Origin of the sequence: Arthrobacter sp. Edens01, from assembly GCF_001307035.1 — a bacterium.
Lineage (GTDB): Bacteria > Actinomycetota > Actinomycetes > Actinomycetales > Micrococcaceae > Arthrobacter_B.
The window spans coordinates 67,158-79,796 of sequence record NZ_LKIU01000001.1 but is presented as its reverse complement, the minus strand read 5'-3'; the positions used below and the strand labels follow the sequence as shown (position 1 = coordinate 79,796).

The window sequence follows — 12,639 nt, the reverse complement described above, 5'->3', positions numbered from 1 at the left end:
CACACCAAATCCACGAAATCAGCCCGCACGCGGGCGGGAAATACCTTGACCATCAAACACTCCATCAATCAGAGCGTTGCAACGACCATATGACTTCACCGGGGCTAAGGAGCCGTAACTGGCCTCTCGATGAGCGGGGTTAGGCTGGGAGAAGTCCAATCGAAGGAGAAAACCGTGGCATCTTTGCTGACCCCGCTCATTACTTCCGCCGGCCTGATCGGCGGCTACAAGACCGCCCGCGACACCGGCAACCGCCAGCTTGGGGGAGCCGTCCTCGCCGCAGCAGGTGCTGCAGCGTTTGCGCTGTGGAAGCGCGACGCCGGTACGGGCACCGCCGTCGCCCTCACCACCACCTACGTGGCTGCCTTTGGACTCTCCCACCCGCTGGCCAAGAAGATGGGTGCCTGGCCGTCGGTCTACACCGTCACTGCGGCAACGGCCCTCGCATCGCTGGTGTTCGGCCGCAAGAAGTAGCCTGGGTCCCTCCCTCCCTCCCATCCACATCGCAGAAACTGCCCGTTTGGAGGCTCAAACGGGCAGTTTCTGCTATGTGGATTTGTAGGACGCCGCGCATGCGCCGGTGCGCGAGTGCTTACCGCCAGCCGGCGTCGGGCGCCACGAGCTTCACGATGTTCTCCAGCAGCGCCGCGTTGTAGTCAACGCCCAGCTGGTTCGGCACGGTGACCAGCACGGTGTCTGCGAGCTGCACGGCGGCGTCGTCCGCCAGTTCCTTCGCGATCACGTCCGGCTCGCCGACGTAGCTGCGCCCGAACCGAGCCAGCCCGCCTTCGAGGCGGCCCACCTGGTCCTTGGCTTCAGCCTGCGCGCGGAGACCGAAGTAGCGCCGGTCCTGGTCGCTGACCAGCGGAATGATGCTGCGGCTGACGGAGACCTTCCCCTGCCCGGGGTGCCCGGCCGCCTTCCAAGCCTCGTGATAGGCGTGGATCTGCTCCGCCTGCAGCTCGTCGAAGGGGACGCCGGTGTCCTCCGTCAACAGCGTTGAACTCATCAGGTTCATACCTTGTTCCCCGGTCCACTTCGCCGTCGCACGGGTTCCTGAACCCCACCAGATGCGGTCGCTCAGACCGGGAGACTGGGGTTCGATCGGCAGCAAGCCTGAGTGCCCGGTCATCTGCGGGTTGGCCGGGGCCATGCCGCGGCCGGTGATGGCGGCACGGAAGATCTCCGTGTGCTGGCGGGCCATATCGGCGTTGGTTTCGCCTTCACCAGGAACGTAACCGAAGGACTCGGCTCCACGCAGCGCAGGCTCGGGGGATCCCCGGCTGATGCCAAGCTGCAGCCTGCCGCCGCTGATCAGGTCCGTTGCGGCGGCTTCTTCAGCCATGTACAGCGGGTTTTCGTACCTCATGTCGATTACGCCGGTGCCCAGATCGATCCGGGACGTGCGCGCAGCCATCGCGGCGAGCAGCGGGAACGGCGACGCCTGCTGCGGCGCGAAGTGGTGCACACGTACGAACGCACCATCGGCGCCGACCTCTTCAGCGGCGACCGCAAGGTCGATCGCTTGAAGCAGCGCGTCGCCGGCCGTGGGGGTCAGGGAACCCGGGACGTCCTGATAATGGCCAAAGGAAAGGAATCCAATCTTCTTCACACCTTCTCCAGCGCCCACGCACCGGGGGTTATTCCGGCGTGCAGTTTCCTTCGCTCCCTGTCGGTTCGCCTGCGGCGCGTCTACACTCCCGGACCATGGAAAACGAACTCGTGGAACTTGAAACGGCCGGCTGGCACGCGCTGTCCACCGGACCGGAGGAAGCGACCGCGTTCTACTCGGAGGTGCTGGCGCGTGAGCCCGTGATGATGCTGACGAATGGCCTGCGGATCGCGGACCGCCGGCAGGTTATTGAGTCCATGGGCGGCCCGCCCTGGTCAGCTTTCGAGATCATTGACCCGGAGGAGTCCTATCTAGGGCCCGACGTCGGTGTCCTCAGCTACAAGGTGCGCGCAGACCGGGACGGGACGCCGTACACGGCCCTGCTGAGCAGTGTGTACGCGAAGGAAGACGGCGAGTGGAAGCTCGCCCTCCACCAGCACACGCCGTACTAGCCCACGACTGTTTCTGCCCCCTATTCGTACAGCTTTCGCTTTTGCGACGCAGGTGGCCGAAGGCACGTGAGCGAAGGCGCCGGTCAGTGGCTCGAGGTACCCCGCCGGGACTCGAGCACCGGACGGATCAGTGCGTCGGAGACGGTGCCGGCGGCCCAGGAATAGATGCTCTTGTGCAGCACGTCCACAACCTGGTCCTGCCGGTCCCAGGTGGGCGGCGGGGCGCCGACGCCGGTGGCGTTCTCCAGAGTCTGGTCGGTCGCCAGACGCACTACCGTGTGCCAGGTGTTGGCCAGCGGGCCGCGGATGCCGGTCACAGACCAGATGCCGCGCAGCGCGCCCAGCGCCGCACCGGTGCCCCAGTGCATCGTGTGGTTCCAAGCCGGGGACTGCGGTTCATCGCCGGGTTTGCGCCCCAGCAGGGTGAGCAGGGTCCGGGCCGGCACGTAGGAACTCGGCCGGTGCGTTAGCGCCTGTTCAAGCTTCTCGGCTGCCGTCATGGCGGCGACACCGGCCAGGCCAGCGATGGTGCCCGTGGCTGCTGCTTTCAGCAGAGTTCGTCCGCGTGGTGGGGTCATGGACTGCCTCCTTGCTAATGGTTGCCGAAGTTTCCTCCCACCATAACGACCGCGCACCGGCGGCGGCCGAGGTGCGTATGCAACTAAAACGAAGCGGTAACCCTGTCCGCAACCAGCGCCTGCAGATCCTCAACGGTGCGGCCGGCCAGGGTTTCCCAGCGCGTGATACCGGACTGGGTCGGAATGTCGACGGCGTTGGGCACGGCAATGGTCACGGCACCTGAGGCCTTGGCTGAGGCAACGCCGGGCAGCGAATCCTCCACGGCAACAATGCGGTCCAGGTCCATGGTCGTGCCCAGTTCCTCGCCCATCAGCTTCGCCGCCAGCAGGTAGGGCTCCGGGTCGGGCTTGCCATTGGCGACCATCTCACCGGTCACCAGGAAACGGAAGGTCCCTTCCGGCAGCTGGTCGGCGATGACCCGGGCCAGCAGCGACTCGCTCATGGTCACCATGGCGCACGGGATTTCGGCCGCATACAGCTCGGCCAGGAGCTCGCGGGCTCCGGGACGCCAGGGGATTTCGCGCCGTACGGACCGGATTACGCTGTCCAGCATCCCGTCGAGGATTTCCCGGATCCCCAGGTCGGCTCCGGCGGCCTGCAACGCCCGTGCTGAATCCGGAAGGGCGTTGCCCACCAGTTCCATGGCCTGCTCATCGCTCCAGCTGACCCCGAACCGGGCCATCAGTTCCTTTTCGGCGGCGAACCAGTATGGCTCGGTGTCCACGAGGGTTCCGTCCATGTCCCAGAAAACAGCCTGCAGGGCGGGGTTCGGTGCCAAAGGTCCTCCTGGACGAGCGCCGCAGGAGCCCGCGGCAGATGGAGCGAATAGTTGATGAACTGCTGCGCGCCATGTACGGCGCCGCGTCCCCAATGATCGTGGCAGCGCCGCGGGGTTCCGTCAAAACAGAAGACGCCGGGCAGAGTCCTGGCAACCCGCCCGAACTGCAGGTGAACCGCAAGGGGAGTGGCGCGGGTAGTCCGGCCCTGGCGCTGCCATGAGTGGAGACAAGAACAGTCCAGCAAACCTTCGGGGAGTTGACGTCCCTTAGGGCCTTTCAGGGACAACCCTCGTGCAGTAAACGCTCCTCAGGGCCCTTCAAAGCGACGTTATCTCCGCAATGGTTTGCGCTGGCGCCCTCAAAGCGACGTGATCTCCCCGGAGGTTGCGACCAGCCCTGCCGCTAACTCCGGTGGGAACGCATGAAGTCCAGCACCGGCGCGGCCAGTGACGCCCCGATCACGTCCTGCGGCCGCTTGTTCCCGGCGACCTCGAACATGTGGTTCCCGCCTTCAATACGCTCGACGACGGCGTTCGGCCCGATCCTTTCGGCCACCGGTTCCAGCTCGCCGGGCAGGGCAAACGGATCCCGGGTTCCCTGCAGGAACAGCATGGGCAGTCTCAACCCATACAGATGCTCGTCGCGCAGCTTCTCCGGCTTGCCCGGCGGGTGCAGCGGGTAACCGAGATACACCAGGCCCGCAGCCTGCATCCCCTCGGCCACGGCCATGGAAGCCATCCGCCCGCCGAAGGACTTGCCGCACGCCCACACGGGCACGCCGCCGGCATTGTCCTCCGCCGCGAACATCACGGCCCGCCACGCGGCAATCGCGGCCGGCGCACGGTCAGGGAACTTCTTGCCGGCCTCCCGGTAGGGGAAGTTGAACCGCCAGGTCGCCACGCCGCCGTCGTTCATCGCGTTGGTGAAGCCGGTGAGGAAGGGGTGCTCCATGCCGGACCCGGCTCCATGCGCCACCACCATGGACGCCCACGCATCGGCGGGCCGGGCGAACACGGCACTAACGGTCCCGTCCCCAACGTTGACGGTAAGTTCCTCGGTTTCAGTGGGCATAGGTTCCAATTTACGGGAGGGCTCCGCGCCGCTCACCTCACAGCGGCAGGCCGGCTTCTTCCTTGACGGTTTTCATCACGATGGTGCTGGTGAGCTTCTCCACCCCGGGCAGGTTCACCAGCACATCGTCGTAGAACTGCTGGTAGCCGGGAAGATCCGCCGCAATCACCTTCAGCAGGAAATCCGGATCACCGAAGAGGCGGTCCGCCTTCACGATCTGCTCGTGCCGGCCAACGGCCTCCTCGAAAGCCAGCATCTGCGCCCGGTCGCGCAGGGTCACGAACACCAGGGTCTGGAAGCCCAGGCCCACGGCAGCAGGGTCCACCACGGCACGGTATCCGGTGAGCACCCCCTTGCGTTCAAGTTCCTTGATCCGGCGGTGGCACGGTGCAACCGTCAGCCCCACCCGGGCTGCCAGCGCAGTGGCACTCATCCGTCCGTCATTTTGGAGCAGACGCAAGATTTCTCGGTCAATGGCATCAATCACGCAAAGATCGTACCGTGACCACCCGTTTCAGAGCATTTTCCGGTCAGCACTTCGCGTGGACTTCTCCCTAGGGTTGAGGAATGGATTTTCAGCAGCTCGCGGGGTTCGCGGCGGTTTCGATCACCCTGGCCATGACTCCGGGTGCTGACTGGGCATACTGCATCTCCTCCGGCCTGCGCGCTCGGCGCGTGGCCCCCTCCGTGGCCGGGCTCTGCGCCGGCTACCTGGTCCACACCGCGCTGATCGTCGCCGGGCTCGCGGCATTGATCGCGGCTTCACCCGGGCTGCTCACCGGCCTGACCCTGGCCGGCGCGGCGTACCTGTTGTGGCTGGGCATCTCCACGATGCGTTCCTGGCGCGGCGCCGGATTTACAGACGGAAGTACGACGCCGGTGCCCGCGGCTGGGGCGGAGGCAGAACCGGCCGGGGCGGAGGGCTCCGGTTCAAGTGGCTCCGGGTCCGTGGCCCTGGCCGTCCGGGCTCCGGTCCGCTCCCGCCGCGCCGTCGAGCGGCGGGAATTCCTGAAGGGGCTGGGAACCTCCGGCACCAACCCGAAGGCCCTGCTCCTCTACCTTGCGCTGATCCCGCAGTTCGTGGACCCGGCCGCCGCGCTGGCGCTGCCGCTGCAGTCGCTGGTGCTGGGACTGTCCCACTTCGGTGTCTCCGTGCTCGTTTACACGCTGGTGGCACTCGGCGCCCGGCGGCTGCTGCGTTCCCGGCCGGCAGCTGCCCGGGCAGTCACGCTGGCCAGCGGAATCCTGATGGTGTGCGTGGCACTGGTCCTGCTCGGCGAGCGGCTCCTGCTCCTCGCCTGATCCGGCCCGCCTACCTCGGCCCGCCCAACGAGAGGGCAGTTACGGCTCTTTTGAGCGCTCAAAAGAGCCGTAACTGCCATCTCGATGGGGAGGGGGAGGGGGAGGAAGCTAAACGGACGACGACGCCGCGACGTCCTGCCGCGCCAGTGCCTTAAGGCTGAAGCCGGGGGCAGCAGCCTCCTCAGGCTCCGGACTGATCCCGGCCGCCAGCAGCTTCCGCGCACCCAGATGCTCCCCGGGCGAATTCACCGACTCCACGGCGGCCAGCCGTCCGTTCCGGAAGCACAGCACAGAGAACTTACCGGATTCCGGATCCCCGCTGAGCACGGTCTGGTCCCCTGGGGCGGAAAGGCCCGCAATCTGCAGCCGCAGGCTGCCCTGGTTGCTCCAGAACCACGGCAGGTCCCTGTACGGCTCGGCCGATCCGAGGATGGTCCGCGCAGCGTGCCGACCCTGATCCGTGGCGTTCTGCACCGACTCGACCCGGATCCTTGCCCCGGCGTGCGCTGACGGGAAACTGGCGCAGTCACCCACGGCCAGGACCGATGGATCCGAGGTGCGCAGGGCGGCGTCCACCACTATGCCGTTCCCGGTTTCCAGCCCGGCCGCGGCGGCCAGCGCATCATTGGGCACGACGCCGATGCCCGCCACCACCAGATCCGCCCGGTACCGGGCTCCGGTCGTGGACACCGCCCAGCCAACCCTGCCGTCCATACTGGGTTCGAAGGCGGCGATGCCTTCGTTGAAGCGCAGCCGGATCCCGGCACGGGCGTGGGCCCCGGCGAACCAGGCACCCATGGCAGGGCTCAGGGCCCGCCCCATGGGACCCGGCGCGAACTCCAGCACCGTCACCTCACAGCCTCGTGCCCGGGCAGCGGCGGCAACTTCCAGCCCGATGAATCCGGCACCGACCACCACCACCCGGCGGGCCGCAGCCAGGGCCGAGTGGAGCGCCTCGGCGTCGGGCAGTGTCCTCAGCAGATGCACCCCGGGAAGGTCTGCACCCGGGCAGGTAAGCGCACGGTTCGCGGTGCCGGTGGCAAAGACCAGGTGCCGGTAGCCCACCTGCTCCCCGCCGGCCAGGATCACGGTCCGGGCAGCGCGGTCCACAGCGGCTGCACGCACGCCGCTGCGCAGCGTGATCTCCTTGTCCGCGAAGAACGACGCCGCGCGCAGCGGCAGGGGAGCAGGGCTGCCCTCCGGCGCCAGATAGTCCTTGGACAAGGGCGGACGCTGGTAGGGCAGGCCCGGCTCGTCGGCGATGACCGTGATGCCGTCCTGGTAGCCGCCGCTGCGCAGCGAGTCCGCAACCTGCAGCCCGGCCTGCCCGCCGCCGATGATGACTACGGACATCTCAGACCTGTTCCGCCGGAACGTCGACGACGATCCCGTCCAGTTCCGCACAGGCCTTGATCTGGCAGCCCAGGCGCGAAAGCTCCGTCCGTTCAGCTGTGGTGCAGTCCAGCATCTCCTCTTCGTCGTCACTGGGTTCCGGGAGCGCGGCGGCGAACTCGGGGCGGACATAAACGTGGCAGGTGGCGCACATCGCCTGGCCGCCGCATTCCCCGACGATGCCGTCCACTCCGTTGGTGACGGCGGCCCGCATCAGGGACGTGCCCGGCTCCACGCTCACAGTGGCCGGCGCGCCCGAGGGCTGGATAAAGGTAACGGTGTTCATGGTTCTCCTAGGAAAATCGGGGTCAGTCCCAGCGCACGGGCATCTTGAGCATGCCGCGGAAGACCCAGCCGGCGTCGACCGTCTCAGCCGACGGGTCCAGGCGCAGGCGCGGGAAACGGTCAAAGAGTGCGGGCATGGCCACCTGGGCCACCTGGGTGCGGGCCACCCAGGTGCCGGCGCAGAAGTGCGTTCCGCCGCCGAAACCCAGGTGCGGTTTCCTGGGCCGGTGAATGTTGTAGGTTTCCGGGTTCTCGAAGACCGCCGGGTCACGGTTGGCGGCACCAATCACGACGCCGATGCGCGCTCCCTTGGGCAGGCGGATGCCCTCCAGCACGGTGTCCCGGGTGGCTTCCCGCGGGTACATGCCGATGGGGGCCACCCAGCGGACGGATTCTTCGAAGGCCGCGGCGTGCAGCTTGGGGTCCTCCTGGAGCGAGGCGAGCTGGTCCGGATTCTCCAGCAGTGCCCAGACCGTGGTGCCCAGGACGTCCCGCGGCTCGTTCAGCCCGCCGCCAATGGTCATCTTCAGGTTTGCGCGGATGGCTTCCAGGGGGATCGGCATCGAGGCCAGCCCGGAGAGCAGCGAGTGGTCCGGGTTCTTCCGGAAGTACGGCAGCATTTCGTCGATCGCGGCATCCACCTCCGCAGAGGAGCGGGCGCTCTTTTCCCAGACATCGGCGTCGTCCGCGTAGTTCCCGGTGCCGTCGATCATCGTCTGGCTCCAGCGCTGCAGGTCCTGCTGCGTGGCGTTGTGGAACCCGCAGACCAGGCGAAGGTTCTCCGCGGCGTAGGGTGCGGCGTAGTCCCAGACGAAGTCGGCGCCGGAGCCCTTGGCCTCCAGCTCCCTTAGGTACTTCTCATTGTTCGCCTCGAAGAGGGCTTTCCAGTGGTTCTTGATGGTTCCCGGACGCAGCGTGGACCCGTAGGAGTCCCGTTCAACCCGGTGTTCCGGATCGTCCTTGCGGAGCATTGAATGGCCCATGGACCGCTTCATCAGTGAACCGGTTTCATCGGCGGAGAAGGTTGCGTCGTCCTGCTCGATGGTGTGGCAGGCGGCGTAGCCGGTCACCATGTATCGGTTCACCGCCGGTACCCAGTGCACCGGGGCTTCCTCGCGCATCCGCCGGTAGATCGGGAACGGGTCCCGGTACAGGTCGGGGATGGTTACCCAGTCGGCCACGGGCGCTTCGCGGAATTCCCCGGCCGCTGGGATGGTGCCGGGAACGCCGGCGGCCGCACCAGGGAAGGCGGCTTCGGCGGAGCCGTTGTCCGCCGGCACGCCGGAAAAGGGGCAGCCGGGGGACTGGGTGGTATCCGGGGTGGTCATCGGTGATCTCCTCGTGTGCGTTGCGGCGGCACCCGCCTGCCCCCCAGTGTGCCGTGCGTCATATCCCCGGTAAAGTACAAGAAATCATTGAATATCCACGCTTTGAGTGAGGTTAAGTATGCTCCGGTACACCCTGCGGCAACTGGAGGTCTTCGCCGCCGTCGCTGACCAGGGCAGTATTGCGGCTGCGGCCCAGAGCCTGCATGTCTCCGAGTCGGCAGTGGCGGGGGCGCTGAACAATCTGGAACGGGCCTTCGGGACGCAGCTGGCGATCCGGCGGAAGGCGCATGGCATCACACTGACCACGGCCGGGCAGAACGTGCTGGGCCGGGCCCGGAACCTGCTGGTGGACGCCGTTGACCTGCAGCTCCACGCCGGCGGAAGCGATGCCGAGGTGCGCGGTTCACTGGTCCTGGGTTGTTACCTGACGCTGGCTCCGACGGTGCTGGCCCGCCTGATCGAGCACTACGGGCGGCGGTATCCGCTGGTGGAGCTGGACTTCTACGACGGTCCGCAGTCGGAGATCCACCGGCGGCTGGCGGACGGACAGCTCGACGTCGCCATCGCCTACGACCTCTCGCTTCCGGCGGGGCTGAACCGGCAGCCGCTGTTCGCAGCCGAACCGGCCGTGGTGCTCTCGGCAGGGCACCCACTCGCGGAACGGACCGAATTGTCCCTGGCCGATGTGGCGCCCGAACCCATGATCCTGCTGGACGTTGATCCCAGCCGGGAGAACACCATGACCATGTTTGATGCCGCCGGCCTGGTGCCGAACGTGCGGTTCCGCACTACTGACTATGAGGTGACGCGCTCGCTGGTGGGACGCGGGATGGGCTACGCCATCCTCGTCCAGCAGCCGGCCGGAGAACTGTCCTATGAAGGCCGTCCGCTGGTAGTGCGGCCGCTTAGCCCCGCGGTCCGTCCGGTTCCGGTCTCCATGGTGTGGCCGTCGGCCCTGCGGCCGTCCCGGAGTGTGGCCGCGATGCTCGGCCTCGCCGCCGAGCTGTACGGCTAAGGCCGGTTGCATCCGACGGCGCCGCCGTGCACCCCACCGGTGTGGCCGGGAGCACCCTCCCAGGATTCGCCGCTCATGGACTCCCGCCCGGATACTGGGAGGCATGACATCAACGCACACTGACACCCTTCCGGCCCGCGGGCCGGAGGCGGTGACGGTCTCCATCACCCGGCGGGTCGATCCCCGCCGCGTGTCCGAGGCCACCCACTGGGTCCAGGAGGGCGTCAACCTCGCCAACACCTGGCCAGGGTTCCTCGGGTCCGGATGGGTCCGCGCCTCCGCTACGTCCGATGAGTGGCACATGCTGTACCGGTTCTCCGATGCGGCTGCGCTGGATGCCTGGGAACATTCCGAGCCCCGGCGCGACTGGCTTGAGCGCGGCCGGGACATGGTTGAGGACCGCACCGTTACCCGCCGTACCGGTATTGAGGGCTGGTTCGACGCGCCGTCGTCCATCACGGACCTTGAGACTCCCGTGAAACCGCCCCGCTGGAAGCAGGCCGTGGCCATCTGGCTGGGCTTCTTCCCGGTGAACCTGGCCTTCACCTGGCTGGTGGGACTGACCGTTCCGGTCTGGGATGACATCCTGATGCCGCTGCGCGTACTGATCACCACTGCGATCCTGACTCCGATCATGGCCTACTGGGTGCTGCCGTGGGTCACGGGCCTCCTGCAGCCGTGGCTGCAGCGACGCCGCGACTAACCAGCGTCCGCAAAAAACGACGGCGCCGCCCGGGATCTCCCCGCGCGGCGCCGTCGTGTTTTTGCTACCGGACATCAGCTGGAACAGCCGCCGGTCTGCCGGCCTTCCAGGCTTTAATGAATCCGTCGCCGATGTCCCAGACGCCGATAACCAGCACCGTCGCCGCCGTGATTCCCGCAATCCAGGTGGATGCGTCCGCACCCCAGTCGACGTTCGCGAGGAAGCTCCAGTCAAAGACCTGGTCCGTGGACAGCAGCCACAGCACCGGCACCATAAAGGCCAGCGCAAGCACGGTGTTCACTGCGGCAAAGGCATAGGTCCAGCGTCCGGCCAGATAAAGCACGACGGCGAAACCCGCCTCGAGGACCAGCAAAACGATCACGTACGGGAGCCAGAAACTCCACAGGTCTTCCTGCAGCACCACCACGGGTTCGCCGTTGAGGTACAGCAGCGACCCGATCCGCTGCCAGAGCAGCACGCCGATGAAGAAGGCAACCAGCACCACCGAGGCGATGGTGTCGCCGAGGGTGACCTGGGACTTTCGCGGTACCTGCGGCAGCGTGGCGGGGGACCACGGCTGCAGGCCCAGATCCTTCCGCCGGGTGCCGTTGAACTGGATGATCGCGAAAACCAGGGTGACCCAGAAACCAAGGTGCACCAGTACGCTGATGGCCGTGCCGATCGCGGCGCCGAAGGCTCCGGCTGGCTCGCCGGGCTCGAGGGCCATCCGCACCACTATCGACCCGACAAAGGAGAGCGGCGTGATGATGATGGCGAGCGTCTTCAGCAGGCGCCACCAGTCCAGGAAAAGGTCCGGGCCGATCAGGTAGAGCTCACGGCCGGTGTACTGCGCGGCAAGCCGGGCGGGGTCCCCAAGTTCGGTGAGGACGGCGGTTTCGGCCTCGGCCGGTGACTGCCCGCCTTCCACCCGCGCCTCGACGTCGTCGGTGATTGAACCGCGCAGTTCCCGCTCGATGTCGCCGCGCTGGCCTTCCGGGATGGAGCGCAGGGCCGCAAAGACGTAACGGTCAGTGAGGGTACTCATGATGACTGTCCTTCGTTGAGCTGGCGGATGGAGTTGTGCAGGTTCTCCCAGTCCTGAAGCAGGGCCCGGAGCAGTTCCCGGCCTTCCTCGGACGTGGTGTAGAACTTCCGCGGGCGTGCCTCTTCGGTATCCCACGAGCTGGTGAGCAGTCCCTGCTTTTCAAGGCGGCGCAGCAGCGGGTAGAGAGTGTTGGCTTCCACGCCGAAACCTGCCTGTTCCAGCGCTTCCAGCAGCCCGTAGCCGTAGCCGGGCTGTTTCAGGATGGAGAGGCAGGCCAGCACCACAGTTCCGCGGCGCAGTTCCTGGAGATGTCCACCCAGCAGTTCTTCGTCCATGCCTCACACTATGGTGTGTGACGCACACTAATGCAAGAGGCAGATTGTTTTATTTTCTCCGAACGGGTTGGCGCAGCACGGTCTTCAGCCTCTCCGGGGCGGTGCGGCGGGGGTCGCTGAGATAGATCTCGTGGTGGTCCCCGTTGAAATCCAGGTGGTTCTCCGGCATGAACTCATGGTGCAGCCGGGCCAGCAGTGGAGCTTCGTCGTCGTAGGAACCAATATGGAGCACCTGCACCGACAGGCCCTCGCGAAGTTCCAGCCAGCGGATGCGAGCGGCTGCCTCCAGGCCCTTCTTGGTCCGTACCTCCGCAGCAGTTTCCCCGGCCATTTCCGGGCTGATCCACTCCGGCTGGCTGATCAGCATGGTCCAGTCCCAGGAGTCTTTGTTCCCCTCCGCGAAAACCTGCGGGTTCTCCGCCCGCCACAGCCCTTCCAGCGGCGCCACCACCGAGTCCCGCCCCAAACTGCGCTTCGCAGCGAACTTCAGGGCATAGGCCACTGAGTAGAGCGCCTGCACGGCGGCGGCGTAATCCGGGGAGGTGTTCGGGTTCCCATGGCCGTCAACGGCCAGGAAACGCTGCGGCGGAACCTCCACCAGCGTGAAGCTGCGCCCGGGGGAGTAGATTCCCGCTCTGCCTTTTTGACGTCGTACTTCGCCCTGCCTGCGGATGAGTCCATGGCTGTTCCTCCTGGGTTCATTGAAAGGGCACCCGGTGCCGGCGGGCAACGGTGCTGAGC

At 66.7% G+C, this 12,639-nt stretch carries 16 protein-coding genes; 5 read left to right on the top strand and 11 right to left on the bottom strand.

Annotated elements, in window-relative coordinates; genetic code table 11:
- Positions 1 to 174: 174 nt before the first annotated feature.
- Positions 175 to 474, top strand: a complete 300-nt coding sequence (locus tag AO716_RS00395; RefSeq protein WP_055238979.1) for a hypothetical protein — start codon at positions 175 to 177, stop codon at positions 472 to 474.
- Between the two features lie 118 nt (positions 475 to 592).
- Here the strand turns inward: AO716_RS00395 and AO716_RS00390 are convergent, their stop codons facing one another.
- Complete coding sequence (locus AO716_RS00390) at positions 593 to 1,612, bottom strand: LLM class flavin-dependent oxidoreductase (RefSeq protein ID WP_055238996.1); 1,020 nt, start codon at positions 1,610 to 1,612, stop codon at positions 593 to 595.
- A 95-nt stretch (positions 1,613 to 1,707) separates the two neighbouring features.
- Here AO716_RS00390 and AO716_RS00385 point away from each other — a divergent pair, with 95 nt between their 5' ends.
- A complete protein-coding gene (locus tag AO716_RS00385; protein WP_055238978.1) occupies positions 1,708 to 2,064 on the top strand; it encodes a nuclear transport factor 2 family protein in 357 nt (118 codons plus the stop codon).
- Positions 2,065 to 2,147: 83 nt separating this feature from the next.
- On the opposite strand, the gene AO716_RS00380 is transcribed toward AO716_RS00385, so the two are convergent.
- From AO716_RS00380 to AO716_RS00360, 4 genes are all read right to left on the bottom strand, one after another.
- Positions 2,148 to 2,642, bottom strand: a complete 495-nt coding sequence (locus tag AO716_RS00380; protein ID WP_055238977.1) for a hypothetical protein — start codon at positions 2,640 to 2,642, stop codon at positions 2,148 to 2,150.
- A gap of 83 nt (positions 2,643 to 2,725) precedes the next feature.
- Positions 2,726 to 3,421 (bottom strand): HAD family hydrolase, encoded by a 696-nt coding sequence (locus tag AO716_RS00375; protein ID WP_152969806.1) that lies wholly within the window; start codon positions 3,419 to 3,421, stop codon positions 2,726 to 2,728.
- A 403-nt stretch (positions 3,422 to 3,824) separates the two neighbouring features.
- Positions 3,825 to 4,493 carry an alpha/beta family hydrolase gene (locus tag AO716_RS00365; RefSeq protein ID WP_055238975.1) on the bottom strand — a complete coding sequence of 223 codons (669 nt, stop codon included), beginning with the start codon at positions 4,491 to 4,493 and terminating at the stop codon, positions 3,825 to 3,827.
- A gap of 37 nt (positions 4,494 to 4,530) precedes the next feature.
- Entirely contained in the window at positions 4,531 to 4,980 is a 450-nt protein-coding gene (locus tag AO716_RS00360) for an Lrp/AsnC family transcriptional regulator (RefSeq protein WP_082413213.1), read from the bottom strand.
- Positions 4,981 to 5,060: 80 nt separating this feature from the next.
- Between AO716_RS00360 and AO716_RS00355 the strand changes: the two genes are divergently transcribed.
- Positions 5,061 to 5,795 carry a LysE family translocator gene (locus AO716_RS00355; RefSeq protein WP_055238973.1) on the top strand — a complete coding sequence of 245 codons (735 nt, stop codon included), beginning with the start codon at positions 5,061 to 5,063 and terminating at the stop codon, positions 5,793 to 5,795.
- A gap of 108 nt (positions 5,796 to 5,903) precedes the next feature.
- Here the strand turns inward: AO716_RS00355 and AO716_RS00350 are convergent, their stop codons facing one another.
- From AO716_RS00350 to AO716_RS00340, 3 genes are read right to left on the bottom strand one after another with little or no spacing between them, the layout of a single operon-like run.
- Positions 5,904 to 7,148, bottom strand: a complete 1,245-nt coding sequence (locus AO716_RS00350) for an NAD(P)/FAD-dependent oxidoreductase (protein ID WP_055238972.1) — start codon at positions 7,146 to 7,148, stop codon at positions 5,904 to 5,906.
- A gap of 1 nt (position 7,149) precedes the next feature.
- Positions 7,150 to 7,473 (bottom strand): 2Fe-2S iron-sulfur cluster-binding protein, encoded by a 324-nt coding sequence (locus AO716_RS00345; RefSeq protein ID WP_055238971.1) that lies wholly within the window; start codon positions 7,471 to 7,473, stop codon positions 7,150 to 7,152.
- 22 nt (positions 7,474 to 7,495) lie between these two features.
- Entirely contained in the window at positions 7,496 to 8,800 is a 1,305-nt protein-coding gene (locus AO716_RS00340) for a cytochrome P450 (RefSeq protein ID WP_082413212.1), read from the bottom strand.
- A 118-nt stretch (positions 8,801 to 8,918) separates the two neighbouring features.
- On the opposite strand from AO716_RS00340, the gene AO716_RS00335 reads away from it, so the two are divergent.
- Positions 8,919 to 9,815: a LysR substrate-binding domain-containing protein gene (locus tag AO716_RS00335; protein WP_152969805.1), complete on the top strand. Its 897-nt coding sequence runs from the start codon at positions 8,919 to 8,921 to the stop codon at positions 9,813 to 9,815.
- A 103-nt stretch (positions 9,816 to 9,918) separates the two neighbouring features.
- Positions 9,919 to 10,518 (top strand): antibiotic biosynthesis monooxygenase, encoded by a 600-nt coding sequence (locus AO716_RS00330; protein WP_055238970.1) that lies wholly within the window; start codon positions 9,919 to 9,921, stop codon positions 10,516 to 10,518.
- Between the two features lie 64 nt (positions 10,519 to 10,582).
- Here the strand turns inward: AO716_RS00330 and AO716_RS00325 are convergent, their stop codons facing one another.
- Genes AO716_RS00325 through AO716_RS00315 form a run of 3 tightly spaced genes read right to left on the bottom strand, consistent with a single transcriptional unit; the run spans position 10,583 to position 12,496 of the window.
- Positions 10,583 to 11,563, bottom strand: a complete 981-nt coding sequence (locus AO716_RS00325; protein ID WP_055238969.1) for a permease prefix domain 1-containing protein — start codon at positions 11,561 to 11,563, stop codon at positions 10,583 to 10,585.
- Complete coding sequence (locus tag AO716_RS00320) at positions 11,560 to 11,898, bottom strand: PadR family transcriptional regulator (protein ID WP_055238968.1); 339 nt, start codon at positions 11,896 to 11,898, stop codon at positions 11,560 to 11,562. Before AO716_RS00320 ends, AO716_RS00325 begins: the two co-directional genes overlap by 4 nt.
- Positions 11,899 to 11,947: 49 nt before the next feature.
- Positions 11,948 to 12,496: a GyrI-like domain-containing protein gene (locus AO716_RS00315; RefSeq protein WP_235471966.1), complete on the bottom strand. Its 549-nt coding sequence runs from the start codon at positions 12,494 to 12,496 to the stop codon at positions 11,948 to 11,950.
- Positions 12,497 to 12,639: the final 143 nt, after the last annotated feature.

Excerpts from the sequence above, each read along its gene's own strand:
- AO716_RS00385 (WP_055238978.1), top strand. The coding sequence starts at position 1,708 with ATGGAAAACGAACTCGTGGAACTTGAAACGGCCGGCTGGCACGCGCTG.
- AO716_RS00380 (WP_055238977.1), bottom strand. The coding sequence starts at position 2,642 with ATGACCCCACCACGCGGACGAACTCTGCTGAAAGCAGCAGCCACGGGC.
- AO716_RS00365 (WP_055238975.1), bottom strand. The coding sequence starts at position 4,493 with ATGCCCACTGAAACCGAGGAACTTACCGTCAACGTTGGGGACGGGACC.
- AO716_RS00355 (WP_055238973.1), top strand. The coding sequence starts at position 5,061 with ATGGATTTTCAGCAGCTCGCGGGGTTCGCGGCGGTTTCGATCACCCTG.
- AO716_RS00350 (WP_055238972.1), bottom strand. The coding sequence starts at position 7,148 with ATGTCCGTAGTCATCATCGGCGGCGGGCAGGCCGGGCTGCAGGTTGCG.
- AO716_RS00345 (WP_055238971.1), bottom strand. The coding sequence starts at position 7,473 with ATGAACACCGTTACCTTTATCCAGCCCTCGGGCGCGCCGGCCACTGTG.
- AO716_RS00340 (WP_082413212.1), bottom strand. The coding sequence starts at position 8,800 with ATGACCACCCCGGATACCACCCAGTCCCCCGGCTGCCCCTTTTCCGGC.
- AO716_RS00335 (WP_152969805.1), top strand. The coding sequence starts at position 8,919 with ATGCTCCGGTACACCCTGCGGCAACTGGAGGTCTTCGCCGCCGTCGCT.
- AO716_RS00330 (WP_055238970.1), top strand. The coding sequence starts at position 9,919 with ATGACATCAACGCACACTGACACCCTTCCGGCCCGCGGGCCGGAGGCG.
- AO716_RS00325 (WP_055238969.1), bottom strand. The coding sequence starts at position 11,563 with ATGAGTACCCTCACTGACCGTTACGTCTTTGCGGCCCTGCGCTCCATC.
- AO716_RS00320 (WP_055238968.1), bottom strand. The coding sequence starts at position 11,898 with ATGGACGAAGAACTGCTGGGTGGACATCTCCAGGAACTGCGCCGCGGA.